The organism is Micrococcus sp. GbtcB5, from assembly GCF_019091605.1.
Lineage (GTDB): Bacteria > Actinomycetota > Actinomycetes > Actinomycetales > Micrococcaceae > Micrococcus > Micrococcus luteus.
The window spans coordinates 1-22,822 of record NZ_JAGXJK010000018.1 but is presented as its reverse complement, the minus strand read 5'-3'; the positions used below and the strand labels follow the sequence as shown (position 1 = coordinate 22,822).

Here is a 22,822-nt window from a genome sequence, read left to right as displayed (position 1 = left end):
ATGCCGTCCACGGCCCTCTCCTCCCCGGCCCGCGCCCGCGTGGGCGTGCTGATGGGCGCCCTGCCCGCGGCGCTGCTGCTGGCGGCGCTCGTGGCCGGCGTCGCCCTCGGCGCGCGCACCGTGCCGACGACGACGGCGCTCGACACCCTGGGCGCGGTCCTCACCGGGCACCCCGTGCCGGAGGGCATCGAGGCGGCGGCCGTGGCCTCCCGCGTGCCCCGCGTGGTGACGGGGGCGCTGGTGGGGGCGGCGCTGGCCGTGGCCGGCGCCGCCCTGCAGGGGGCCACCCGCAACCCGCTCGGCGACCCGGGACTGCTCGGGCTCTCCGCCGGCGCGGGGCTGGCCGTCGCGGCGGGCATGGCGCTCGGCGTCGCCGGCTCCACGTTCGGGGTGCTGGCGCTGGCCGCCGTCGGGACGCTGGTCGCGGCGGCGCTCGGCTACGCGGTGGCCGCGGCCGCCACGCGGAGGGGCCGGACGACACCCGGCGCCCCCTCCCCCATGGCGCTCGTGCTGGCCGGCGCCGCGATCACCGCCGGCGCCACCGCCGGCACCACGGCGCTGCTCGTGCTCTCCCCCACGGTCCAGGACCGACTGCGGTTCTGGGCCGTGGGCACGGTGGCGCGCGCCGACCTCGGCGAGGCGCTCGCCCTGGCGCCCGTGATCGCCGTCGGGCTGCTCGCCGCCGTCGCCGTGGCCCCCGGGCTCGACGCCCTCGCCCTCGGCGACGACCTCGCGCACGGCCTGGGCGGGCGCCCGGAGCGGGTGCGCGCGGTGCTGCTGGGCGCGGTCGTGCTGCTCACGGCCGCGGCGGTGGCGCTGGCCGGGCCGGTCGGGTTCGTGGGGCTGCTCGTGCCCCACGCGCTGCGCCGTCTGCGACCGCCAAGCACGCGGGCCCTGATGGTCGGCTGCGCCCTGTGGGGCGCCGTCCTCGTGATCCTCGCGGACCTCGCCGGGCGGCTCGTCGTGGCGCCCGGGGAGATCCACCTCGGGGTGACCACCGTCCTGCTCGGCGTGCCCGTGCTGCTGGCGCTGCTGCGCCGCCCGGGGGTGGCCGCATGAGCCTCCAGCGCACCGCCTCGGACGACGTCGTCGCCCGCCTGCGCCGCTCCGACCGGCGCCGCCTCGGAGGGGCGTGCGCGGGCCTCGCCGTGGCCGTGCTGGTCCTCGCCCTGCTGCGCGTGGTGTGGGGCACGTACCAGGTGACCGTCCCGGACCTCGTGCGGATCCTGGCCGGGGAGACGATCCCGGGAGCGAGCTTCATCGTGCTGGAGGAGAAGCTGCCCCGCGCCGTGGCCGCGGTGCTCACCGGCGCCGCCCTGGGCGCGGCCGGCGCGCTCTACCGGCGCACCCTGCGCAACCCCCTGGCCTCGCCGGACATCCTGGGCGTCACCCAGGGCGCCGCGGCGGCGGTCGTGCTGGGGATGCTGACGACCGCCGGGCAGACCGGCGGCGGATCGGATCTGACGCGCGCCGCCACGGCACTGATCGGCGGCCTCGCGGCGGTGGTCGCCGTGTTCGCCACGGCCCGCTCGGTGGGCGGCGAACGGTTCGTGGTGGCCGGCATCGCGGTGGCGGCGGCGGGCCAGGCCGTGGTGGCCGGGGCCATGCTCTCGCTGGCCCAGCACGACCTGCAGTCGGCCACCGTCTGGATCGCCGGCTCGCTCAACGGCGTCACGTGGGGCCGCATCGCGCTGCTCGCGGGCGTGCTCGTGGTCGCCCTGCCGCTGGCGGGGGTGCTCCACGCGCGGCTGGCCCCCGCCGACGTCGGCCCGGACCTCGCGCACGCCCTCGGCGCCCGGCCGCGCCCCACCTCGGCCGCGGCGCTGGGGCTCGGCGCGGTGCTGGCCGCCGTGGCGACCGCCGTCGTGGGGCCACTGGCGTTCGTGGCGCTGCTGGCCACCCCGGTGGCGCGCGGGCTCGCCCGCGGCCTGCCCTCGCTGCCCGCGGCGGCGCTCACGGGCGCCGCGCTCGTGCTGCTCGCGGACCTCGTGGCCGGCGAGGCCGTCCCCCTGCTCACCGGCGCCGCCCTGCCCACCGGTGTGCTCACCGGCGCCGCCGGCGCCCCGCTCATGCTCTGGCTGCTGCTGCGCCAGGGCCGGACCCCAGGAGGCGTGCGCTCCGCATGACCGCTCCCCCGCTCACCGTCTCGTCCCCCGCCGCACCACGCGCCGGGGCCGCCGACGACGTCGCGATCCGCCTGCGCGGCCTGACGCTCGGCTACGGCCCGGCCTCGGCGCCGCCGATCGTCGAGGACCTCGACCTGGACGTGCCCGCCGGGCGCGTCACCGCGATCATCGGCGCCAACGGCTGCGGCAAGTCCACGCTGCTGCGCGGCCTGACCCGCCAGCTCGCCCCGCGCGCCGGGAGCATCGAGGTGCTCGGCCGGGACGCCGCGCGCGTGTCCGCGCGCGACTACGCCCGCACCGTGGCGCTGCTGCCCCAGCACCCCGTGGCGCCCGAGGGCATGACGGTGGCGCAGCTCGTGGCGCGCGGCCGTCACCCGCACCGCGGGCTCCTGGGCGGCCGGGCCGCCGGCGACGACGCCGCGATCGCCTCGGCGCTCGAGCGCACCGACCTCGTGGAGCTCGCCGAGCGTGAGGCCGGCACGCTCTCCGGCGGGCAGCGGCAGCGGGCGTGGCTCGCCCTCGTGCTCGCCCAGCAGACCCCGGTGGTGCTCCTCGACGAGCCGACGAGCTACCTCGACCTCAGCCATCAGGTGGAGGTGCTCGACCTGGTGCGTGCGCTCCCGGACCCGCGTGGCGGGGGCCGGGCGACCGTCGTCGCGGTGCTGCACGAGCTGAACCTGGCGGCGCGCAGCGCGGACCACATCGTGGCGATGGCCGCGGGCCGGGTGGTGGCGCAGGGCACGCCGGTCGAGGTGATCGTGCCGGAGGTGCTGGCCGAGGTGTTCGGCCTGGACGCGGACGTGGTGGCCGACCCGCTGCTGGGCCACCCCGTGGTGCTGCCGCGCGGGGACGGGGACCGCCGATGAGCGCCGACGGCATGTTCGTGGCGCACACGCGCGTGGTGTCCGTGGAGCAGCCGTGCCGCGGGTTCCGGCGGATCGTGCTGGCGGGCCCGGACCTGGAGGCCGCCAGCGGGGACCTGCTGGGACTGCTGCCGCCCGGCGTCGCCGACCTGCACGCCCTGTACCGGGGCGCGCGGCCGCGCCGGGACGCCTATGTGAAGCTGCTGATCCCCCCGCCGGGCGGGACGTCGGCGGACCCGGACCTGTCCGCCGGGTTCCGCGCCGGGTTCCTGGCCATCCCCGAGGAGGAGCGCGGCTGGATGCGCACGTACACGGTGCGCTCGGCCGGGCTCGTGCGGCTCGACGGGCGGCAGGTGCCCTCGCTGACCGTGGACGTGGTGCTGCACGGCGACCCGGACGACTCCGCCGACCCGCATCAGGGGCCGGGCCTGCGCTGGGCGCGCGCCGTCCAGGCCGGGGACGCGGTGAACGTGCTGGTGCCCTCGGCGGAGGCGCCGGCGTGGTCCGGCTGGCGGCAGACGGGGGCGCGCCGTGTGCTGGCCGTGGGCGACGAGACCGCCGTCCCCGCCCTGGTGTCCGTGGCGGAGGAGCTCGCCGACCCGTTCGGCGGGTTCGACGGCGAGGCGGACCTCGTGCTCGAGCTGCCCCACGACGGGCAGGCCGCCGACCTCATCGCCGAGCGCCTGGCCGTCCCCGAGCCGTGGGACTGGCGGGCCGTGACGGAGCTGGCGGACCGGGGCCGCGTGCGCCTGCACGTGGGCCGCCGGGCGCCGGGGGCGCCGTCGGGGTCCTGGGCACACGCCCGCCTCGCCGCCCTGCTGGGCGTGGACCCCGACGACGCCGGCGGGCCGGTCGCGCCGCCCGCTGCCTCCGTCGAGCGCGAGTGGACCGTCGCCGCCCTCGAGGCCGACGAACGGCCCGAGGCCTACGTGTTCCTCGCCGGGGAGTCCGCGATGGTGCGCGCCCTGCGTCGGCTCAGCGTGGGCCCCGGCGGCGTGCCGAAGAAGCACGTCTCCTTCATGGGCTACTGGCGGGAGGGCCAGGCGGAGAGCTGAGGAGCGGGGTGGCGGTCGCGCGCCGCTCCACCCTCGTACCGGCGGCGGGCTCTCCCTACTGTGGAAGTCCAGCACCCGATCGAACCGAAGGAGAGATCCCCATGACCCGCACCGTGATCATCGGCGGCCACGGCAAGGTGGCCCTGCTCGCTGCGCCCCTGCTGGCGGAGGCCGGCCACGACGTCGTCTCCCTCATCCGCAACCCCGACCACGCCGAGGACGTCCGCGCCGCCGGCGCCGAACCGCTCGTCCTGGACATCGAGAAGGCGGACCAGGAGGAGCTGGTCCACGCGCTGCGCGACGCGGACAACGTCGTGTTCTCCGCGGGCGCCGGCGGCGGGGACGCCCAGCGCACCCGGGCCGTGGACCACGACGCCGCCGTCGCCAGCATGCGCGCCGCCGAGGCCGCGGGTGTGCGGCGCTACGTGATGGTGTCCTACCTCGGCGCGTCCCTGCACCACGACGTGCCCGAGGACGACCCCTTCTACACGTACGCGCAGGCCAAGGCCGAGGCGGACGAGGCACTGCGGGACTCCGGGCTGGCCTGGACCATCCTCGGCCCCGGCACCCTGACCGAGGCGGAGCCGTCCGGCCGCATCACCGTGGACCCGGATCTCTCCGGCTCCGACGCCTCGCAGGGTGAGGTCAGCCGCGGCAACGTCGCCCGAGCGATCGTGGCCGTGCTCAACGAACCGGGCACGGTGGGCCGGAAGATCGACTTCGTGGACGGCGACGTGCCCGTGGCCGAGGCCGTCCGCGGCGACTGACGCGCCGCCAGCGCCGGGGACGGCCCCTGCTCAGGCCAGGCCGAGGCGGCGGTCCACGGTGCCGAGCACGCCCATGAGCCCGGTGAAGCCGGCCAGGATCCCGGCGAGCACGACGCCCACGCTGCGACGGCCGAGCCGCGGCACGTCGAGGAACGGGTACGGATACCAGTCGATGCGGGGCCCGCGCGCCATGGTCACCGCGGCCCACATCAGCGGGATGACCGAGGCCAGCCCGGCGCGCCGCGGCGTGATCTGCCCGCGCGGATCGAACAGCGCCCACACCGCCGGGGCCAGCACGGGGTTGACGATGTGCTGCAGCGTGTCGTTGAACCGGTAGAGGAAGGTGTCCTGTTCGCGGCCGCGCAGCACCGCGTTGTAGACGATCCCCGTGACCATCACCGAGCCGAGGCCGGCGGTGCGCACGGCCCAGAACGCGTCCGACGTGGGCGCCTCACGACGCGCGGCCAGCGTCAGCGACGTGCCCGCGACCAGCGCGTTGGACAGCCACGTGAAGTACGCCGGCTGGTTGAGGGCGTGCGACCAGCCCGCGGGGAAACCGCCCTGATAGCCGACGCCCGGGATCACCATGGAGTCCTTGGACATCCCGATGGGGAACGAGGTCAGGCACCCGATCAGCGGCAGAGCCCCCGAGACCTGCCACGCCAGGCGGGTCCGACGGTCCACCGGCGGCACGGGGCGCGGGCGCAGCCGGGACACGACGGCGTGCGCGATCCGCCCCCGGACCCCCTGCGGGGCGGGACGGGTGCGGCGGACGGAGGGCAGGCTGACGCGGAGGGTGGAAAGGGGCATGGGGGTCGTCCTCGAACGGGGGTCAAGGGATCAGACCGCCCATTCTCACATGAACAGCAGATGAACGAAAGGGAGCGAGACGGAGAACACCGCCGCGTCCCCTCCCGCCCGCGCCGCCGCCTCAGGGGACGGCGGGCTCCTCCAGCGGCAGGATGCGCTCCGGGTCCTCGACCTCCACGCGCACGCCGTCGGCCTGCAGCCGACGCACGCCCTCGGCGATCAGCCGCCGGCCGACATCCTCGATCCGGTCCACCCGCGCGAGGTTGAGCACCACGGTGCGGATGGGCCCGTCGTCCTCGTCTCGGGCGGCCACGGCGGCGGCCTCGTACACCGCCCCGCCGCCGGTCGCGGCCGAGAGCGCCGCGCTGTCCGCCGCGGCCTCCTGCCACCGCGGGTAGACGGCGGCGTCCCACCCGGTGCCGGGCTTCTCCGCACCGGTGTGCAGGTCCGTGAGCGCGTCCAGCACCGCCTCCGCACCGCCGAACCGGATCACGCCCTGCAGGTGCAGGAACACGCGGTCACCCTCCCGCTCCACGAAGCGCACGGCGGTGCCGCCCAGGCTGTCGCCGTCCATGAGGTGCAGCCGGAAGTCCTCGGAGAGGCGGCGGCACGCCAGCACGCCGCGCGCCGAGTTGCCCACCTCGTCCAGGCGCGGGGAGAACACGCCGATCCCCACGCGGCCCGGCAGCGCGCCGAGCACGCCGCCCGCCACGCCGGACTTGGCCGGGATCCCGACGTCGGCGAGCCACTGGCCGGCGGCGTCGTACATGCCGGAGGAGGTCATCACGGACACGACGCGCCGCGCCACGATGGACGGCAGCACGCGCTCACCCGTCATCGGGTGGATGCCCCCGGTGGCCAGGCACGCGCCCATCACGGCGAGGTCCTTGGCGGTGACGAGCACGGCGCACTGCGCTACGTACCCGGCCACGATCTCCTCGGCGGAGTCCTGCAGCACCCCGTAGCTGCGGAGCATGTGTCCCAGGGAGAGGTTGCGGTCCGAGACCGCCATCTCGGACTCGTACGTCTCCCGGTCCACCGAGAGCCGACGCCCGGCGAGCACGGACATGATCTCCACGGCCCGGTCCAGCCGCTCCTTCCGGCTCGCCTCCGGCCCCACCAGCAGCTGGTGCACCGCGAGCGCGCCGGCGTTGATCATGGCGTTGTCCGGGCGGTGCGACTCCACCTCGAGGGAGAGCTCGTTGAAGGCCTCCCCCGAGGGGTTCAGCCCCACCTGCCGGTCCACGGCGGCGAAGCCCCGGTCCACGAGCGCGGCCGCGTACGTGAACGGCTTGGACACGGACTGGATGGTGAACTCCACGTCCGCGTCCCCCGCACAGTGCAGCCGCCCGGTGGGGGTGGCGAGCGCGATGCCGAAGCGGTCCGGGTCCGCCTCCGCGAGCACGGGGATGTACTGGGCCGTCTCGCCCGGGTTCACGGCGCCGAGCTCGGTGATCAGGTTCGCCAGGTAGTCGGGGATCGGGTGTCTCATCTCAGGCCTCCCAGCGCAGACAGGTCAGGGGCTCGCCCCCGGGCACGGGCACGTGGCCGGTGGCACGGAAGCCGAGCCTCTCATAGAACGGGACGGTTGCGGGCACGGACGCCTCCAGGTGTACGGGCAGGCCCGCCGCGCGGCGCTGGCCGTGGCGCACCAGGGCGCTCGCCGCCCCGCGTCCACGGGCGGACGGGACGGTGCCGACCTCCTCGAGGTACCAGTGCCGGCCCGCCGGGCGGGCCCGCTCGCAGGCGGCCTGGATGCGCTTCAGGGCGAGGGTGTGGCGGCCGTGGACGGCGACGGCGGCGGGCAGCCCCGCCACCAGGCCCGGCACGTCGACCCCGCGGGGTGTGGCGGGGGAGGTCCACACGGCGGCGCCGAGCAGCGTGCCGTCGTCGGCGTCCACGGCGACGTCCACGGCGCCGAGCGGGGCGCCGTCGGCCCCCGCGCGCAGCCCGTGGCGCACGGCGGCGGTGAACTTGCGCTCGAGGCGGGCCTCGCGCCGGTCCTCGGGCACGAGCCCGAGCGTGTACGGGTCCGTGGCGAAGGCCTCGGCGAGGACGGCGCCCACGCGGTGGACGGTGTCCTCGCGGGCTCCACCCGGGCGCAGGGTGAGCACGTGGACGCGGGGGCGCGGCGCAGCGGGGTCCGGGAAGGTCATGGCCGCCAGTCTAGGGACGGGGCCGGACGCGTCATCGGACCGGCCGACGCACGTTCCACCCCGTGTGATCGGCGACACTGGTGGACATGGACCTCTCCGCACCCCTCGACCCGACCCCCGCCGCCCCGCCTGCCGCGAACGCCCCGCCCGCCGACGTCGTCGCCCGCCTGCAGGCGGAGCTGCCCGGCCGCGTGGACGTCTCCGCCGCCGCACTCGAGGCCGCCCGTGCGGACCGCTCGGGGCATCGCTCCCCGGCCGCGCCGCTGGCCGTGGTCCGCGCGCGGACGGTGGAGGACGTGCAGGCCGCGTGCGGGATCGCGCACGGGACCCGCACCCCGCTGGTCACCCGCGGAGCGGGCACGGGGCTGGCCGGCGGCGCCGTCGCGGGGGCGGGCGAGATCGTCCTGGACATGACCGCGATGGACCGGATCCTGGAGGTCTCCCCCGCGGACCGCGTGGCCGTCGTCGAGCCGGGGATCCTCAACGGGGCGCTGAACGCCGCGCTCGCCGAGCACGGGCTGTGGTGGGCCCCGGACCCCGCGTCGAAGGACATCTCCACGGTGGGCGGCAACATCGCGATGAACGCCGGCGGGCTGCTGTGCGCCAAGTACGGCGTCACGCGTGAGGCGGTGCTGGGCCTGGACGTGGTGCTCGCGGACGGCACCCTGCTGCGGCTGGGCCACCGCACCGTCAAGGGGGTGACCGGCTACGACCTGGTCGCGCTGATGATCGGCTCGGAGGGCACGCTCGGCGTGATCGTGGGCGCGACGCTGGCGCTGCGGCCGGCCGTGCGCGGCGTGCCGGTGACGCTCGGCGGGTTCTTCCCGGACGTCGTCGCGGGCGCCGCCGCGGCCGAGGCGATCACCGGGGCCGGTCACGTGCCCGCCCTGATGGAGCTGATGGACGAGGCGACGCTCGCCGCGGTGCGCGCGCACGCGGGGCCCGAACGCGGGGCCGCCCTGCCCGAGTCCGGCGCGTTCCTGCTGGTGCAGGCCGACGGTGCCGGCGCCGAGGCGGACGGGGAGGCCATGGCCGCCCTCATGCGCGCCCACGGCGGGGACGTCACCGTGACCGTGGACCCCGCCGGGGGGGAGGCCCTCATGGCCCTGCGCCGCACCGCGTTCCCCGCGCTCGAGCGCCTCGGCACCCCGCTCGTGGAGGACGTGGCCGTCCCGCGCAGCCGCATGGCCGAGATGTTCGCGCGGATCCGTGAGATCGAGGCACGCACCGGCGTCGCCATCCCCACCACGGCCCACGCCGGGGACGGCAACCTGCACCCGATCCTGCTGTTCGGCGCCGCGGCGCAGGTGGGCGGCGCGGCCGAGGACGCCGCGTCGATCCCGGCGGACGTGTGGGAGGCCGCCCGCGAGCTGTTCCGCGCGGGCCTGGAACTCGGCGGCACGCTCACCGGCGAGCACGGCGTGGGCCTGCTCAAGCGCGCGTTCCTGCGGGACGAGCTCGGCGACGCCCAGCACGACCTCCAGCAGCGCATCAAGGCCGTGTTCGACCCGCACGGCATCCTCAACCCAGGAAAGGTGTTCACCCCGTGACTCAGCCGACCACCCCCAAGACCCCCGCCGACGCCGGCACGCCGACCCCGTTCGAGGTCGGGCTGCAGCTGCGCTGGTCCGACGAGGACCGCTACGGCCACGTCAACAACGCCCGCCTGCTCACCCTCACCGAGGAGGCGCGCGTGCGCGCCCTGGCCGCGTGGGCCACGACGACGGCGTCCCCGGACGTCCAGCGCGTCGTGCGGTCCATGGAGGTCCAGTACGAGGCGCCCGTGGTCTACGCCGGGCCCGAGGTGACGGCGCGGGTGTGGATCCTGCGGATCGGCCGGACGTCCTTCACGCTGCGCCACGAGCTGTGGCAGGACGGGCGGCGCTGCGTGCTGTGCGACGCCGTGTTCGTGCAGGTGGACCCGGCGGTCGGGCGGCCCGTGGCCGTCTCCGACGAGGAGCGCGCCGCCTTCGAGCGCGTGCTGATCCCCGCCGAGGACTGACGGGCCGCCGTCGGGCCTGTGGACGGCCAGCCGTCTCGCAGGATCCCGCCGTAGGCTCTGAGGCCATGGAGCAGGACCCTTCCCCGGACGCGCCCACGCCCTCGGCGGACGTCGAGGCGCTGCGCGGCACCCCCGTGTCCGAGTTGACGCAGCTCTCCCCCGCGATGTCCGAGGCGCTGGATCGCCTGCGCAAGGACGTGGAGCGTTTCGACCTCGAGTACCGCTCGGCCCTGCTCCAGGTGGAGGCGCGGCTCGAGGTGCTGCGGGACGAGTTCACGCACCTGCACGACTACAACCCCATCGAGCACATCGTCACGCGGGTGAAGTCGCCGGAGTCGATCCTGCGCAAGGCGTCCGCCCGCGGGCTGTCCCTGGACCTGGACGCGCTGCGCACCAACGTCACGGACATCGCCGGGGCGCGCGTGATCGTCAGCTTCGCCCGGGACGTGTACCGCGTGTTCCGCCAGTTCACGCAGCAGCCGGACATCCGGGTGCTCGAGGTGGAGGACTACATCTCCCGGCCCAAGCCCTCCGGCTACCGCAGTCTGCACTGCCTCGTGCAGGTGCCGATCCACCTGTCCACCGGCACGATCCCGGTGACCGTGGAGATGCAGTTCCGCACGAGCGCCATGGACTTCTGGGCCACGCTCGAGCACAAGATCAACTACAAGTTCGACGGCGGCGTGCCCCCGGACATCGCGACCGAGCTCGTGGCCGCCGCCCGCGTGGCCGCGGATCTGGACACCCGCATGGAGCGGCTGCATGACCAGGTGCAGGAGACCGACAGGGACGACGACGCCGCCGCGGCCTGGGAGGACGACGGCGGTCCCGCCTTCGAGGACGAGCCGGCGGCGGGGCCGGATGGCGCGGGTCCGGGTGAGGCGCGGCCGGGTGACGACGCGCCCGGCGCGTCCACCGTCTGAGCCCCTCCGTCCACACCCGGCGGGCCGCGTGCACAGGGTTCTCCACAGAGTTGTCCACAGGTGTGGATGAGTCACACGCGTGTGATCCAGCAAAGCAGAGCAGGGCGTGACCGCAGGCCAGGGAGGACATGCGGAGGGAGCGGCTGCCGGTAGCCTGAGCCGATGCCCTCCACCGCCGTGCCGCCGCGCGACTCCGGCGCCGCCTCCACCCTGCCCGCCCGCACAGGGCACCGCGGGGTGTCGATCCTGCGCACCGCCGCCCTCGTCCTCGTGGTGGCGGCGTTCGTGTGGCTGGCACTCACCGTGCGCCTGCCCGGCGTGGACGAGCTGCGCGCCCAGCTGGACGGCTTCGGCTGGTGGAGCTGGCTGGCGTTCACCGTGCTGTACGCGGCCGTGGCGCTCACCCCCATCCCCGTGACGATCATGGCGGTCACCGCCGGTGTGCTCTTCGGCGCGATCGAGGGGACGGTGCTGTCCGTCGTCGGAGCCCTGCTGGGCTCGCTCGGGGCGTACGGCATCGCGCGCGCGGTCGGGCGCGAGGTGGTCCTGCGCGGGCTCGGCCGCCACGCCGAGACCGTGGAGCGGCGGCTCGAGGACACCGGGTTCCTCGCCCTGCTGGCCCTGCGCGTCGCCCCGGGGCTGCCGTACTGGCCCGTGAACTACGGGGCGGGCGCGCTCGCCGTGCCGCTGGGGATCTTCGCCGGCTCCACCGCGGTCGGCGTGATCCCCGGGCAGCTCTCCCTCGTGGCGATGGGGGCGTTCGCGGTGCGCCCGGGCGTCGTGAACGGCGTGCTGCTCGGGGTGGGCTGGCTCGCCGTGGGCGGTCTGACCCTGTGGGCGGTGCGGCGCTGGCGACGGGCAGCCCGGGCCGCGGAGGGGCCGGCGGGCTCGGAGGGGCCGGAAAGCCCGCGGAGTGGTCAGGACACGCCGTCTCCGCGTGCGCGACGCGGCGTGTCGTGACCACTCTGCGCCGGACGTCAGCCGAGGGTTGTGTACCGCACGCCGAACTTGCTGCTGACCTGCAGGAACACGAGCACGTCCGTGCCGCGCGCGTAGGCGGGCATGCCGTACCAGGTGCGGGGTTCGAGCTCCGGGGCCGCCTCCGTGACGATCCGGTGCACCCCCACCGCCATGGCGCGGTCCTGCTCGGGCATCTCCTCGATCTTCACCAGCAGGTCCTGCAGGGCGTCGGCCTTCTTCCTGCCGCCGCGCTGGGCGCGCAGCTCCTGCGCGCGCTCGGCGATCGCGGCCTGCTCCGCGGCGCTGAAACCGGTGGACTCGCTCACGGTGCCTCCTGGGGTGCGGGGACGGGTCCTGCCCTGGTCTCAGCCCCGACGGCCCAGGCGACCGAGCAGGCGGGTCTGCCGGTCGGCGTCGTCGGCCACGGGGACGGGCTCGCCCAGGATGCCGGGCGTGTAGGCGGCGTCGCCGAACAGTTCCAGCGACTCCTCCACGCAGTCGATCTCCGCGTCCGTGAACCGCGCGTCCACGCCCTGCGAGCGGGCCAGGTCCCAACGGTGCACGATCACGTCGAACGCGTGGAAGCGGATCAACGCCTCGCCCACGGGCATCTCCCCGAGCGCGGTCTTCATGGGCCGCATGATGAACTCCTCGTCACCGGCGAGGGCGGACATGGCGGCGGCGTGCTTGGCCCACTGGGTGGCCAGCTGCTGGCGGGACCCGTCGAAGAGGGGCACCTCCCGGCCCTGGCGGGCGGCGAAGTCGCGCTGGCCGGCGATCACGTGGTCCAGCAGGTCCAGCGCGTCCCAGCCCTCACACGGGGTGGCGGCGTCCCAGTCCCGCACCTCCCGGACGACGGCGGTGAACGGCTCGGCGGCCGCGTTCCAGCGGGCCTCGACCTCGGTGGCGGGGATGGACATGGTGCTCTCCTCAGGGTCGCGGGGTTCTCGGGGCCGCGGCGGGCGACGACGGCGCCGGGCTCGGCTTCTTCGGGCCGCGGATGGACTCGGGGCGGGCCGGGTCCAGGACGGACCGGGGGTCGAAGAACTCCTCCAGCACGGGCCGCTCGCCCGAGACGGCCGCGGCGAGGCTGATGCCGTCCACGTTGATGCGCGAGCCGCGGTAGTAGCCGGGCTCGAGCTGGCCCCACGCCTTGGAGGTGCCGTCCACGAGGAAGAAGGAGCGGTAGCCGAGCTCGCGGAAGTAGCGGTACCGCTCGTTGTCCTCCGTGTACGTGCCGGGGCCGGTGACGTCCGCGCCGAACGGGTAGATGAGCATGTCCGTGGGGCCGAGGATCGGCTCGACCTCCTCGTGCCAGTGCCCCATGTCGAACTCGAGCTCCTCCATGGTCAGCTTCGGCACCGTCCGGTGGCCCCACGTGTGGGAGGCAAACTCCCAGCCGCTGTCCTTGAGCGCGTCGGCGACCTCGGTGGCGGCCGCGACGTCGGCGTCGAACGTGGGGCTGTCCCCGAACTCGCGGGCCGAGGTGCGGTAGCCGAACACGCCGTCGTAGCCGGTCATGGCGAGCACGCCGCGGGCGCCGTTGAGGCTGAAGTCCGGGTGCTCGGCGAGGAAGTCGTCCAGGCGCGGGACGACGTCGAACGCCCCGATGTGCGTGGTGCCCTCGGCGTCCGTGTACTCGTTGCGGACGCGGCCGTCCTCGGCCACGATCAGGCGGTCCGCGAAGCCGTCGCCGTCCATGTAGAGGTAGTACGAGCAGTCGTCCAGGGAGAGGATCAGCGGGGTGCGACCCTCGGGGACCATGAGGGTCTTCGGGCGGACGACGTCGTCCTCGCCCACCTCGTACAGCTCGTGCGGGGAGACCAGCACGTAGCCGCGCTCGTAGACCTGCCGGATGACGGCGTCGAACTCGTCCACCGTGACCATGAAGTCCAGGTAGCCGCCGGCCTTGTCGTCGCCATCGAAGGCGCGGGCCGGGTCCACCACGAGGGAGTGGAAGAACAGGTGCGGAACCCGGGCCACGTCCGGCCAGGCCACCGGGTCGCCGGCGGGCGGCGGTCCAGCGGGGGCGGCGGAGGTGGGCGCGGACGAGGCGGGCTCGGACGACGACGACGGCGCGTCCTCCCCGTCCTGCCCGCAGGCGGTCAGCAGTCCCGATCCGAGCAGGGCGGAACCGGCCAGGAGCATCTGTCGGCGGGTCGGCTGCGGCACGGGCGGGGGCATCGGGCACCTTTCTCCGGGGGCACCCATCATCCCAAGGACGCCCGGCCCGAGACCACCCCTGCCGGGCGGGGCGGTGGTGGGAGCCGGCCGGGCATGGGAGGCCGGCCGGCGGCGGGGCTCGATCCGCCGTAGACGGCACAGAGTGGTCACGCGGACGAGCCGAGCTCGGCGCGGACCGTGTTCGACCGCTTCGTGTTCGGCAACCACCTCCGCAGCGTCAGCGTCGACTGTGCCCCGGCTGGGAGGAGCCTTCGACGCGCGCCGACACATGCGCCCCTCGCGCCGTGCCGCGTGCCACACTGGCGAGCGTGACCCGACGTCCGGATGCACCACCCCCGGCCGACCCGCGCACGCGTGCGGCCCTGCGCGCCGTGCTCACGGTCCTGGCCGTGATGGCGGTGCTGTTCGCCGCCGTCGTGCTGATGCTGGCCTACGGGCCCGCCCGCTGAACCCGCCCTTCCCCGATCCAGGAGCAGTCATGTCCCCCGCGGACCCCACCGCCGACGTCGCGGCCCGGCCGGCCGGCCCCGCCGCGGTGGCCGAGGCCTTCGCGGCCGCCTGGAACGCCGCCGACGCCGACGCGCTCGCCGACCTGTTCGCCGAGGACGCGGACTTCGTGAACGTGGTGGGCGTGTGGTGGACGCGGCGGCGGCAGATCCGGGTGAACCACGCGCTCGGCTTCCGCTGGATGTTCCCGGCCTCCCGGCTCGTGCTCGGTCAGGTGCGCGTGCGCGAGCTCGGGGACGTGGCGGTGGTGCATGCGCCGTGGACCATGACGGGGCAGACCGCGCCCGACGGCGACGAGGCCGGCGAGCGCACCGGCGTCCTGCTGCTCGTGGTGCGCCGCACCGAGGCCGGGGCGTGGGAGGCGGTAGCCGGGCAGAACACGGACTCCGTGCCCGAGGCGCAGACCCACCTGGCCGACGACGACGGGCTGGCCGCGGTGCACTACCACCCGTCGGCGTGGATCGATCCCGACGACGACCCCGACGGCCCGGAGGCCTGCTGAGCGGCGGCGGGCTCACTCCACCGTCAGCAGCCGCACCCAGTCGTCCTCGACGCGCTCCCCGCCGACCACGAACTGCCGCGCCCCGATCGTCGCGAAGCCAAGGCGCTCGTAGAACCGGTTGGCCCGTGTGTTCTGCGCGTTCGTGCCGAGCCACACGTGCCGGAACCCCAGCCGCCTCAGCCGCTCGACGCCGTCGTGCACGAGGGCCTCGGCCAGCCCGGTGCCGCGCCCCTCGGCGAGCACGTACAGCTTCGAGAGGTGGCCGGCCGGCACGTCGCCGAGCCGCTCCGTGACGGGTGCCTCGGGGGTCGCGGCGGTCTCGTACATGGCGTAGCCGAGCAGGGTCTCCGGGGCGTCGGCCGCGGCGCCCACGAGCACGATCCGCTCCGGGTCCGCGATCCACGCGGCCACGGCCGCCTCGCTCAGGTGCAGCGCGATGTGCGCGTCCACCGCGGCACGCGGCAGCGAGGCCTGGGAGGCGTCCGGGAAGGTGGCCGCGGCGATCGCGGCGATCGCGGGCGCGTCCTCGGGGCGGGCCGGACGGACGACGGCGGCGCGGGGTGCGGAAGTCATCCCCGCTCAGGCCTGCAGCGCGGGGTGCAGGTCCTTCATGCGGAACCGACGCCGGCGCCGCACCACGAGCACGTCCAGGGCGAGCGCCGCCGCCCCGATGCCCATCAGCACGACCACCGGCACCCAGAAGCGCTGGTCCAGACCGCCGGAGATCGCGTTGCGGAACGCCTCGATGGAGTAGCTCATCGGCATGAACGGGTGCAGCGCCTGGAAGAAGCCGGGCAGCACCTCGGCCGGGTAGGTGCCGCCGGTGGAGGCCAGCTGCAGGATCAGCAGGACCAGCAGCAGCGCCGAACCGGGGGTGCCGAGCGCCGTCTGCACCAGGTGCGCGATGAGGGAGAACACCACGGCCACGAGCACCGTCAGGGCCACGGCCCGCACCGGGTGGACGGGGGCCAGGCCCAGCGGCAGCGTGGCGGCCAGCATGAGCAGACCGCCGCCCACGGCCACGATGCCCACGGGCAGCCACGCGGCCAGCGCGATCGCCACCGGGTTGCGGCGCCCGGCCAGCAGCCGCCCGCTGATGGGCCGCATGATGTTGAACGCGGCGATGCCGAACACCCACAGCGCGATGGAGAAGAACATCGGCGCCATGCCGCGGCCGTAGACCTCCGCGGAGTTGTCCACCTGCATCACGGCCTCCACCGGCCGGGACATCACCAGGGCGGCCTCGTCCCGCTCGTCCTCGGTCAGGGCGGGGACGCGGTCGACGCCGTCGGAGAGCCCGGAGGCGAGCTCGTGGGCGCCGTCGTCGAGGGTGCCGAGGCCGGTGTGCAGCTCCCCGGCGCCGTCCTGGAGCTGGGCCAGGCCGTCGTCGAGCTCGGTGGCGCCGGACTCCAGCTGGCCCGCACCGTCCTGCAGGGTCAGCGCCCCGTCGTGGAGCGCGGCGTTGCCCTCGGCGAGGGTGGTCGCCCCGTCCGTCAGCTCGCCGAGGCCGGACTGCAGCTCCCCGGCGCCGTCCTGGAGCTGGGCCAGGCCGCCGTCGAGCTCGGTCGCGCCGGAGCCCAGCTGCTCGAGGCCGTCCGCGAACCTCCCGGCGCCGTCGGCGAGGGAGTCGGCCCCGTCCTTCGCCTCACCGATCCCGCCCTGCAGCTTCTCGGCGCCCGCGGCCACGGCGTGGGCGCCGTCGTTGAGGTCCGTCAGATCCGCCTTGGCGGAGGCGGCGACGTCGTCCTCGACGAAGCCCTGGACGCGCTCGTTGGCGGCCGCGGAGGTCGCGGCGGCCTCCTCGGCGCGGCCGGCGACGGCGGTCACCCGCTCGTCCGCGCCGGTGAGCGCCTCCTGGAGCGCGGCGTACTGCTCGGACTCGGCGAGCGTCGGGTCCTCTTCGGCGAGCTCGGCCAGGGCGGCCTGCGCATCGGCGATGCGGGCGCCCGCGCCGTCCTCGGCCGTGCCGGCCACCTCGGCGACCCGCTGGACGTCCTCGTCCACCGCGGCGACGTCGGCGGCCACCGCGTCCTGCCGCTCGATCACCTGGTCCAGGCCGGGGATCACCGTGTCGTAGAGCTGCTGGGTGCCGTCGGCCACCTGCGTGGCGCCGTCGGTGAGCTCGGCCGATCCGGTCTGCAGCTGGGCCAGCCCGTCGGAGAGGTCCGTGGCGCCCTGACGCAGGGCGGGGGCGTTCTCGGCGAGCTGCCCGGCACCGTCGGCGAGGGCCTGGGAGCCCCCGCGCGCCTGGTCGAGCCCGTCGGCCAGGCGCCCGGCCCCGTCCTGCGCGGACGCGGCGCCCTCGGCGAGTCGCTGGGCGCCGTCGTCGGCCTGGGCGGCGCCGTCCGCGAGGTCACCGGCACCCGTGGCGAGCTGGCCCGCGCCCTCGGCCAGCTTGCCCGAGCCGTCGTGGGCCTGGACGATCCCGTCCTCCAGCCGGCTCGCGCCGTCCACCGCGGAGGCCGTGCCGTCGGCCAGCTGCGCGGCACCGTCGGCGGCGTCCACCATGCCCGACCGCAGCTCGCCGAGGCTGGAGAAGACGGACTCGAAGTACGCCTCGATCGCGGACCGGTTCACGGCGGCCTCGACCTTGGCCTGGCTCGCGTTCGTGACGGAGCCGATCACGAAGCCGTTGGCGTCGTCTCGGCGCAGGGTGATCTGCGCCTGCCGCGGTGTCCCGCCGCCCTCGGGGCTGACGAGGTCACGACTGAGCTCGGCGGGGATCTCCAGGACGAGGTAGTACCGGCCCTCCCGCAGTCCCTCCTCGGCCTCCTCCCGCGTGGTCTCGCGCCAGTCGAAGGCGCGGTCGTCCTTGAGGCGTTCGGTCATGTCCGCGCCGGTGCGCAGCGTGGTGTCGCCGCGCTGGACGGGCTCGTCCTCGTTGACGATCGCCACCGGCAGCCGGTCCATGGCCCCGTAGGGGTCCCAGTTCGCGGACAGGTACAGGGCGCCGTAGATGGCGGGGACGAGGAAGATGAACAGCAGGGCGAGCAGGGGCAGGCCACGGCGGAAGCGTCGCAGCTCGTAGCGGAACAGCATCAGTTCTCCCGGACGGGGGGCAGGGTGAGGACGACGGCGTCGCGCGGCACGGGCGCGGAGGCCACGGCGCTCACCGCGAACGGGTGGCCGTGGTCCTTGAGGACGTCCAGGGCCGCGTGGAGCGCGACCAGCTCATCGATGGTCAGGGTGGCGTCCACGTCGTCGAAGGTGACGAGGCGGGCCGGGCGCAGGCAGGCGACGACGGCGGCCAGCAGCGCGCGCTCGGGTGCAGGCAGCTCCCCGACGACGGCCTCCGGCGCCACGCTCAGCCTCACCGCGTCCGCGAGGAGGGCGAAGCGCGCGCGGCCGGCGCGGCGGCGCACGCCGTCGGCGAGGCAGCGCTCGTCCACGACCTCGGCCGCGGTCAGCGCCGGCTCGAGCTCCACCACGTCGGTGGTGTGGGCGACGGCGGTGCGGGCGCGGAGGGCGTGCGGGTGGCGCGCGGCGTCGATCGGGGGCCGGTACGCGCGGGCGGCGGGCCGCTCCGGCCCGTCCAGGGCGACGTCCACGGGGCCGCCGGTGAGCACGAGCTCGCCCCGCACGCCCTGCAGGCGCCCCGTGAGGGCGAGCAGCAGGGCCGAGCGGCCCGAGCCCTGGGTTCCGAGCACGGCCAGGTGGGTCTGCGGGGGCAGCACGAGGTCGAGGGGGCCGAACACCGGCCCGCGACCGCCGCGCAGGGTCAGACCGCGCGCCACGAGGGTGGCGGGCGGGAGGTCGTCGAGGTGCGCCGGGACGGGGGCGGGCCCGGGGCCATGGTGATCGGCGTCGGTGGGAGTGGAAGACATAGGCCCTCTTTGCCGAGTCGAGGCGGATTCAATACCATCGGTATTCAATACCATCGGCATCGAGAGGGCAACATGGCCACCCGACCCCGCCGCGAGGATGTCCGCGCGGCCATCCTCGACCACGCGGCCCGGGTGTTCGGACGGGAGGGCTACGCGCGCTCCTCCCTCGCCCGCATCGCGGCGGAGGCCGGCTACACGAAGGGCGCCGTCTATTCCGGCTTCGCGGGGAAGCCGGACCTCTTCGCCGCCGCCTGCACCGTCCAGTTCGAGCGGGCGACCACCCGAGCCATGGACGGCGTCGCCGACGCCCTGGACGACCCCGACCTGCCGCGCGAGGACCTGGTGGCCCGCGTGGCGGAGGCCCTGGCCGACGTCGTGCTCGAGACCACGGGCTCCTGGCCCCTGCTCCTCCACGAGTTCCAGGCCGTGGGCCTGCGCGAGCCCGCCGTGGGGAGAGCCTACCGGACGCTGACCGTCCGGCGGCGGGACTTCCTGGCCGGCCTGCTGCGCGAGCACCGCGTGCTGGCCGACGTCCCGGACGAGCAGGTCACGCACACCGCGGCCATGCTCCTGATGCTCGTGCACACGCTGTCGGTCGAGCGGCACCTGGCCCCGGAGGACCTGACGGTGGACGACGTGCGGGACACGCTGGCCGCGGCCGTGCGCTCCCTCCTGCCCTGACGCCCGCGCGCCGGCCCCGCCTCAGCCCAGGGCGCCGGCCACACCGCGCACCAGCGCCACCGTGCCCCCGACGCCGGCCAGGCAGATCGCGAGGACGCGCGCCTTCGCGGGGTCCACCCGGCGGGCCACCACCGAACCGAGCAGCACACCCAGCGGACCGCCCGCCACCACGGCGACCCACACCGGCCACGGCACGTGCAGCCCCGCGGGCACGGCCGCTCCGAACAACGACTTCGTGACCAGCGAGGTGAGATTGGCCAGCAGGAACACGGGCTGGAGGGTGGCCGCCCACGAGCGCTGGTCCCACCGGCTCGCCACCGCGTAGACCGCGAGCGCCGGCCCGGCGATGCCCGCGGTGGTGTTCATGAACCCGGCCACGGCGCCGGAGGCGAACACGGCCCCGTTCCCCTGGGCGGTGAAGCGCTGCTGCAGGCCCAGGACGGCGGCCACGGCCACCAGCACGGAGGACCCCAGGAGGATCTCGAGGGCGTGGGCGTCCAGGACCCGCACGGCCCACGCCCCCGCGAACGAGCCGGCCACGAGCAGGGGTGCGAGGCGGACGAAGCGCGGCCAGTCCACGTGCCTGTGGAGCACCGCGAACAGCAGCACCGCGGACACCGAGGCGGCCACGTTGGACAGCGTCACCCCCGCCACCGGGCCCAGGAGCAGGGACAGCGTGGGTGCGGCGATCATGCCGACGCCCATTCCGCTCACCCGCTGGAGCGTGCCGCCCACGGTGATCGCGGCCAGCGCGACGACGGCCGGCAGCCACACCAGGGAGGGGTCCATGCGGGCAGTATGCCGGAGCCGGGGATGACCGTCGGCCCTGGCGCCCGCCCGTGACGGGTGCGCATGCTGGCCGCATGGCCCAGCACAGCTCCACCCCGTACCCGCTCGTGATCGTGGGCAGCGGCCCCGCCGGCGTCAGCGCCGCCCGCGCCTACGTCGACGCCGGGGGACCCGGCCCCGTCCTCATGCTCACCTCGGACGTGGACCACCCCTACGAGCGCCCGCCGCTGTCCAAGGAGCTGCTCCGCGGCACCGCCGAACCGGAGCCGACGGTGCTGGACGAGCTGCCGGACGCCGTCGAGCTGCGCCGGGGCGTGACCGTCACCCACGCGGACCTGGGGGCGCGGACGCTGTGGGCCGCCGAGGAGCCGATCCGCTTCGAGCGGCTCATCCTGGCCCTGGGCGCCCGTCCGGTCCCCCTGCCGGACGTCGAGGCCGACGCCGAGGTGCACCTGCTGCGCTCCTTCGCCGACGCCCGCCGCCTGGTGACGTCGGCCGGGCACGCGCGCTCCGCCGTCGTGGTGGGGTCCGGGTTCATCGGCTGCGAGGCGGCGGCCTCCCTGGCCCTGCGCGGGGTGGCCACCACGCTGGTCACCCCGGACGAGGTGCCGCAGCAGAAGCGGCTCGGCCGCGAGGCGGGCGATCGGATCGCGCAGTGGCTGATCGGCGCCGGCGTCGAGCTGCGCACCGGCGTGCGGGTGGGGCAGGTGCGCGCCCCGCGCACCGTCCACCTCGACGACGGCGCCACGCTCGCCCCGGACCTGATCCTCGCCGCGGTGGGGGTCGAGCCGGGGGGCGGGTGGCTCGAGGACTCCGAGCTGACCATGCACGAGGGGCGGATCGTGGCGGACGAGCACCTGGCGGCGGCGCCGGGCGTGTGGGTGGCCGGGGACGTGGCCCGCGCCCACCACGCCGTGGCCGGCCGGCCGATCCCCGTGGAGCACTGGGGCGACGCCCTCGGCATGGGCGAGGTCGCCGGGCACAACGCGGCCCGCACCGAGGTCGGCGTGCCGGGCGGCGCCGGCCAGGCCTCCGTGCTGGCCCACGCGGCGACGGCGGACCCGGAGTCCCTGCGGCGGTGGGAGGCCGTGCCCGGGTTCTGGAGCACCATCGGCGAGCACACGCTCAAGCACGCCGCGTGGGGCGACGGCCACGAGCAGGCCCGCATGGTGGAGCGCACCGGCGGGTTCACTCTCTGGTACACGGACGCGCAGGACCGCGTGGTGGGCGTGCTGACCTACAACGCGGACGAGGACTACGAGCGCGGGCGGGAGCTGGTGGCGGGCCGGGATGCCGTGGGCGAAGGCCGGGGCCGTCCCGACCCTGCATGACAGACTGAGGGGATGACCACCCCGACCCCCGGCGCCGGCTCCCCGGGCAGCGGTGTGGCCGGGGGCGTGCTGGCCGCAGTGGGGGCGCTGGCCCTGATCGCGACCGTCCTGGCGCTGGTCCTCGCGTTCGGTCCGGCCGGCCGGGACGACGCCGGCGCGGGCGCCGAGCGGCGGCGCTGGAACGGCGGCTTCACCCCCGCCCCGCCCACGGTGAACACGCAGGGGTACGCCGAGCCCGTGCAGGGCCGCGTGACCTCCCGCTTCGGGCCCCGCCCCAACCCGTTCGGCGAGGGCGTGGTGCCCTCGGGGGTGTCCGAGGAGGCCCTGACCCGCCACGACGGCGTGGACCTCGGCGGGGTGCCGGAGGGCACGCCCTTCCACTCGGTGTCCGACGGCCGAGTCCTATTCGTGGAGGCCGGCGGGGACGCGGGCGGCAACCTGCTCGCCGTGGACGCCGGGGACGGCCACGTGTGGCGCTACCTGCACGCCGCCCCGGACTCCACCGTGGTGGACGCGGGCCAGCGCGTCTCCGCCGGGGACCACCTGGCCGGCGTCGGGCAGACCGGCGCCGCCACCGGCGTGCACCTGCACCTGGAGCTGCGCGTGGACGGCGAGCCGGTGGACCCGGAGGCCTACCTGGCCGAGCGGGGCGTGGAGCTCGGCGGCTCCTACCCGGAGCGGCGCCGCGGCCTCAGCCGGTGACCGGGCCGCCGCCGTCGTCCACGGACCCGGCCCAGCGGACCTCCCCGTCCACGACCTCGTCCGTCGGCGCCAGGCCGATCGCCTGGGCGACCCGCTGGGAGGCCGTGTGCTCGGGGTGGACATCCGCCACGAGGCGCCGCACCCCCCGGTCCCGCAGCTCGCCCTTGAGGAGGCCGGCGGCCTCCTTCGCCAGCCCGCGGCCCTGCCACGGCGTGCCGATCAGCCAGGCGATCTGCGTGGGTCCCCCGTCCACGGGGATGGTGGCCTGGACGTAGCCGACCGGCCGGCCCTCCGGCTCCAGCACCACGATCCAGTTGGCCCAGTCCTCCGCGCCGTCCTCGGAGCGACCGCGCGTGAAGATGGCGTACCGCTGCCGCAGCTCCTCCTCGCCCGGCGGCGTCCCGCCGGTGTACGTGTACAGGTCCGGGTCGGCGAGGACCGCGACCATGGCCTCGGAGTCGTCCACCCGCAGCGGGCGCAGGGAGAGGGAATGCGGCATGGGCACAGTCGACCAGCCCGGCCCCGCGCAGACAAGAGGCGGGGCGCATCCGCCCGCCGCTAGCTGTTGTGGGTCATGAGGTTCTTGACATGGGTACCGGGCTGAGATGAGACGAGTGGGCCTCTCCCGCAGGATGGAAGT

The 22,822-nt window shown here is 75.7% G+C and carries 25 protein-coding genes; 14 read left to right on the top strand and 11 right to left on the bottom strand.

Annotation, left to right across the window (positions count from 1 at the left end):
* From KVS67_RS08075 to KVS67_RS08055, 5 genes are all read left to right on the top strand, one after another.
* Positions 1 to 1,059, top strand: a complete 1,059-nt coding sequence (locus KVS67_RS08075) for an iron ABC transporter permease (protein ID WP_217565230.1) — start codon at positions 1 to 3, stop codon at positions 1,057 to 1,059.
* Positions 1,056 to 2,126, top strand: coding sequence for an iron chelate uptake ABC transporter family permease subunit (locus KVS67_RS08070; RefSeq protein ID WP_217565229.1), 1,071 nt, complete (start codon positions 1,056 to 1,058; stop codon positions 2,124 to 2,126). The genes KVS67_RS08075 and KVS67_RS08070 overlap by 4 nt, the downstream gene beginning before the upstream one ends.
* Positions 2,123 to 2,992, top strand: a complete 870-nt coding sequence (locus tag KVS67_RS08065; RefSeq protein ID WP_217565228.1) for an ABC transporter ATP-binding protein — start codon at positions 2,123 to 2,125, stop codon at positions 2,990 to 2,992. The genes KVS67_RS08070 and KVS67_RS08065 overlap by 4 nt, the downstream gene beginning before the upstream one ends.
* Positions 2,989 to 4,044: a siderophore-interacting protein gene (locus KVS67_RS08060; protein WP_217565227.1), complete on the top strand. Its 1,056-nt coding sequence runs from the start codon at positions 2,989 to 2,991 to the stop codon at positions 4,042 to 4,044. Before KVS67_RS08065 ends, KVS67_RS08060 begins: the two co-directional genes overlap by 4 nt.
* 101 nt (positions 4,045 to 4,145) lie before the next feature.
* Positions 4,146 to 4,811, top strand: coding sequence for an SDR family oxidoreductase (locus KVS67_RS08055; RefSeq protein ID WP_217565226.1), 666 nt, complete (start codon positions 4,146 to 4,148; stop codon positions 4,809 to 4,811).
* A 30-nt stretch (positions 4,812 to 4,841) separates the two neighbouring features.
* On the opposite strand, the gene KVS67_RS08050 is transcribed toward KVS67_RS08055, so the two are convergent.
* From KVS67_RS08050 to KVS67_RS08040, 3 genes are all read right to left on the bottom strand, one after another.
* Positions 4,842 to 5,621 carry a Pr6Pr family membrane protein gene (locus tag KVS67_RS08050; RefSeq protein ID WP_115165660.1) on the bottom strand — a complete coding sequence of 260 codons (780 nt, stop codon included), beginning with the start codon at positions 5,619 to 5,621 and terminating at the stop codon, positions 4,842 to 4,844.
* 121 nt (positions 5,622 to 5,742) lie between these two features.
* Entirely contained in the window at positions 5,743 to 7,113 is a 1,371-nt protein-coding gene (glsA, locus tag KVS67_RS08045; RefSeq protein WP_044659324.1) for a glutaminase A, read from the bottom strand.
* Between the two features lies 1 nt (position 7,114).
* A complete protein-coding gene (locus KVS67_RS08040) occupies positions 7,115 to 7,777 on the bottom strand; it encodes a GNAT family N-acetyltransferase (RefSeq protein WP_044659325.1) in 663 nt (220 codons plus the stop codon).
* Between the two features lie 80 nt (positions 7,778 to 7,857).
* Here KVS67_RS08040 and KVS67_RS08035 point away from each other — a divergent pair, with 80 nt between their 5' ends.
* The 4 genes from KVS67_RS08035 (at position 7,858) to KVS67_RS08020 (ending at position 11,662) form a co-directional block, all read left to right on the top strand.
* The gene (locus KVS67_RS08035) at positions 7,858 to 9,327 is read left to right on the top strand and encodes an FAD-binding oxidoreductase (RefSeq protein ID WP_235281273.1); all 1,470 of its coding nucleotides are present in this window, start codon (positions 7,858 to 7,860) and stop codon (positions 9,325 to 9,327) included.
* Positions 9,324 to 9,779: a thioesterase family protein gene (locus KVS67_RS08030; RefSeq protein ID WP_144824506.1), complete on the top strand. Its 456-nt coding sequence runs from the start codon at positions 9,324 to 9,326 to the stop codon at positions 9,777 to 9,779. Before KVS67_RS08035 ends, KVS67_RS08030 begins: the two co-directional genes overlap by 4 nt.
* 65 nt (positions 9,780 to 9,844) lie before the next feature.
* Complete coding sequence (locus KVS67_RS08025) at positions 9,845 to 10,702, top strand: GTP pyrophosphokinase family protein (protein ID WP_217565225.1); 858 nt, start codon at positions 9,845 to 9,847, stop codon at positions 10,700 to 10,702.
* A 162-nt stretch (positions 10,703 to 10,864) separates the two neighbouring features.
* Positions 10,865 to 11,662, top strand: a complete 798-nt coding sequence (locus KVS67_RS08020; RefSeq protein WP_020624722.1) for a TVP38/TMEM64 family protein — start codon at positions 10,865 to 10,867, stop codon at positions 11,660 to 11,662.
* Positions 11,663 to 11,679: 17 nt separating this feature from the next.
* On the opposite strand, the gene KVS67_RS08015 is transcribed toward KVS67_RS08020, so the two are convergent.
* Genes KVS67_RS08015 through KVS67_RS08005 form a run of 3 tightly spaced genes read right to left on the bottom strand, consistent with a single transcriptional unit; the run spans position 11,680 to position 13,846 of the window.
* A complete protein-coding gene (locus KVS67_RS08015; protein WP_036314546.1) occupies positions 11,680 to 11,988 on the bottom strand; it encodes a hypothetical protein in 309 nt (102 codons plus the stop codon).
* A gap of 39 nt (positions 11,989 to 12,027) precedes the next feature.
* Positions 12,028 to 12,582, bottom strand: coding sequence for a TIGR03086 family metal-binding protein (locus KVS67_RS08010; RefSeq protein ID WP_036339014.1), 555 nt, complete (start codon positions 12,580 to 12,582; stop codon positions 12,028 to 12,030).
* Between the two features lie 10 nt (positions 12,583 to 12,592).
* On the bottom strand, positions 12,593 to 13,846 hold the full coding sequence (locus KVS67_RS08005) for a polysaccharide deacetylase family protein (RefSeq protein WP_217565224.1): 1,254 nt from the start codon (positions 13,844 to 13,846) through the stop codon (positions 12,593 to 12,595).
* A gap of 308 nt (positions 13,847 to 14,154) precedes the next feature.
* Between KVS67_RS08005 and KVS67_RS08000 the strand changes: the two genes are divergently transcribed.
* Together KVS67_RS08000 and KVS67_RS07995 are read left to right on the top strand one after the other, a co-directional pair.
* Positions 14,155 to 14,295, top strand: coding sequence for a hypothetical protein (locus KVS67_RS08000; protein WP_002855432.1), 141 nt, complete (start codon positions 14,155 to 14,157; stop codon positions 14,293 to 14,295).
* Positions 14,296 to 14,324: 29 nt separating this feature from the next.
* The gene (locus KVS67_RS07995) at positions 14,325 to 14,855 is read left to right on the top strand and encodes an SgcJ/EcaC family oxidoreductase (RefSeq protein ID WP_134377322.1); all 531 of its coding nucleotides are present in this window, start codon (positions 14,325 to 14,327) and stop codon (positions 14,853 to 14,855) included.
* Positions 14,856 to 14,867: 12 nt separating this feature from the next.
* On the opposite strand, the gene KVS67_RS07990 is transcribed toward KVS67_RS07995, so the two are convergent.
* The 3 genes from KVS67_RS07990 to KVS67_RS07980 are packed head-to-tail and all read right to left on the bottom strand — an operon-like array spanning position 14,868 to position 18,679.
* Entirely contained in the window at positions 14,868 to 15,428 is a 561-nt protein-coding gene (locus tag KVS67_RS07990; protein WP_217565223.1) for a GNAT family N-acetyltransferase, read from the bottom strand.
* 6 nt (positions 15,429 to 15,434) lie between these two features.
* Positions 15,435 to 17,894 (bottom strand): YhgE/Pip family protein, encoded by a 2,460-nt coding sequence (locus tag KVS67_RS07985; RefSeq protein ID WP_152743632.1) that lies wholly within the window; start codon positions 17,892 to 17,894, stop codon positions 15,435 to 15,437.
* Positions 17,894 to 18,679 carry an ABC transporter ATP-binding protein gene (locus KVS67_RS07980; protein WP_069941208.1) on the bottom strand — a complete coding sequence of 262 codons (786 nt, stop codon included), beginning with the start codon at positions 18,677 to 18,679 and terminating at the stop codon, positions 17,894 to 17,896. The genes KVS67_RS07985 and KVS67_RS07980 overlap by 1 nt, the downstream gene beginning before the upstream one ends.
* 72 nt (positions 18,680 to 18,751) lie before the next feature.
* Here KVS67_RS07980 and KVS67_RS07975 point away from each other — a divergent pair, with 72 nt between their 5' ends.
* Positions 18,752 to 19,360, top strand: a complete 609-nt coding sequence (locus KVS67_RS07975; protein WP_020624715.1) for a TetR/AcrR family transcriptional regulator — start codon at positions 18,752 to 18,754, stop codon at positions 19,358 to 19,360.
* A 21-nt stretch (positions 19,361 to 19,381) separates the two neighbouring features.
* On the opposite strand, the gene KVS67_RS07970 is transcribed toward KVS67_RS07975, so the two are convergent.
* A complete protein-coding gene (locus KVS67_RS07970; protein WP_060774821.1) occupies positions 19,382 to 20,149 on the bottom strand; it encodes a sulfite exporter TauE/SafE family protein in 768 nt (255 codons plus the stop codon).
* 74 nt (positions 20,150 to 20,223) lie between these two features.
* On the opposite strand from KVS67_RS07970, the gene KVS67_RS07965 reads away from it, so the two are divergent.
* Both KVS67_RS07965 and KVS67_RS07960 read left to right on the top strand, forming a co-directional pair.
* Positions 20,224 to 21,480: an NAD(P)/FAD-dependent oxidoreductase gene (locus KVS67_RS07965; RefSeq protein ID WP_152743630.1), complete on the top strand. Its 1,257-nt coding sequence runs from the start codon at positions 20,224 to 20,226 to the stop codon at positions 21,478 to 21,480.
* A 12-nt stretch (positions 21,481 to 21,492) separates the two neighbouring features.
* Positions 21,493 to 22,182 (top strand): M23 family metallopeptidase, encoded by a 690-nt coding sequence (locus KVS67_RS07960; RefSeq protein ID WP_020624712.1) that lies wholly within the window; start codon positions 21,493 to 21,495, stop codon positions 22,180 to 22,182.
* On the opposite strand, the gene KVS67_RS07955 is transcribed toward KVS67_RS07960, so the two are convergent.
* Positions 22,172 to 22,681 (bottom strand): GNAT family N-acetyltransferase, encoded by a 510-nt coding sequence (locus KVS67_RS07955; RefSeq protein WP_069941211.1) that lies wholly within the window; start codon positions 22,679 to 22,681, stop codon positions 22,172 to 22,174. The two genes, KVS67_RS07960 and KVS67_RS07955, sit on opposite strands and share 11 nt — an antisense overlap.
* Positions 22,682 to 22,822 lie beyond the last annotated feature (141 nt).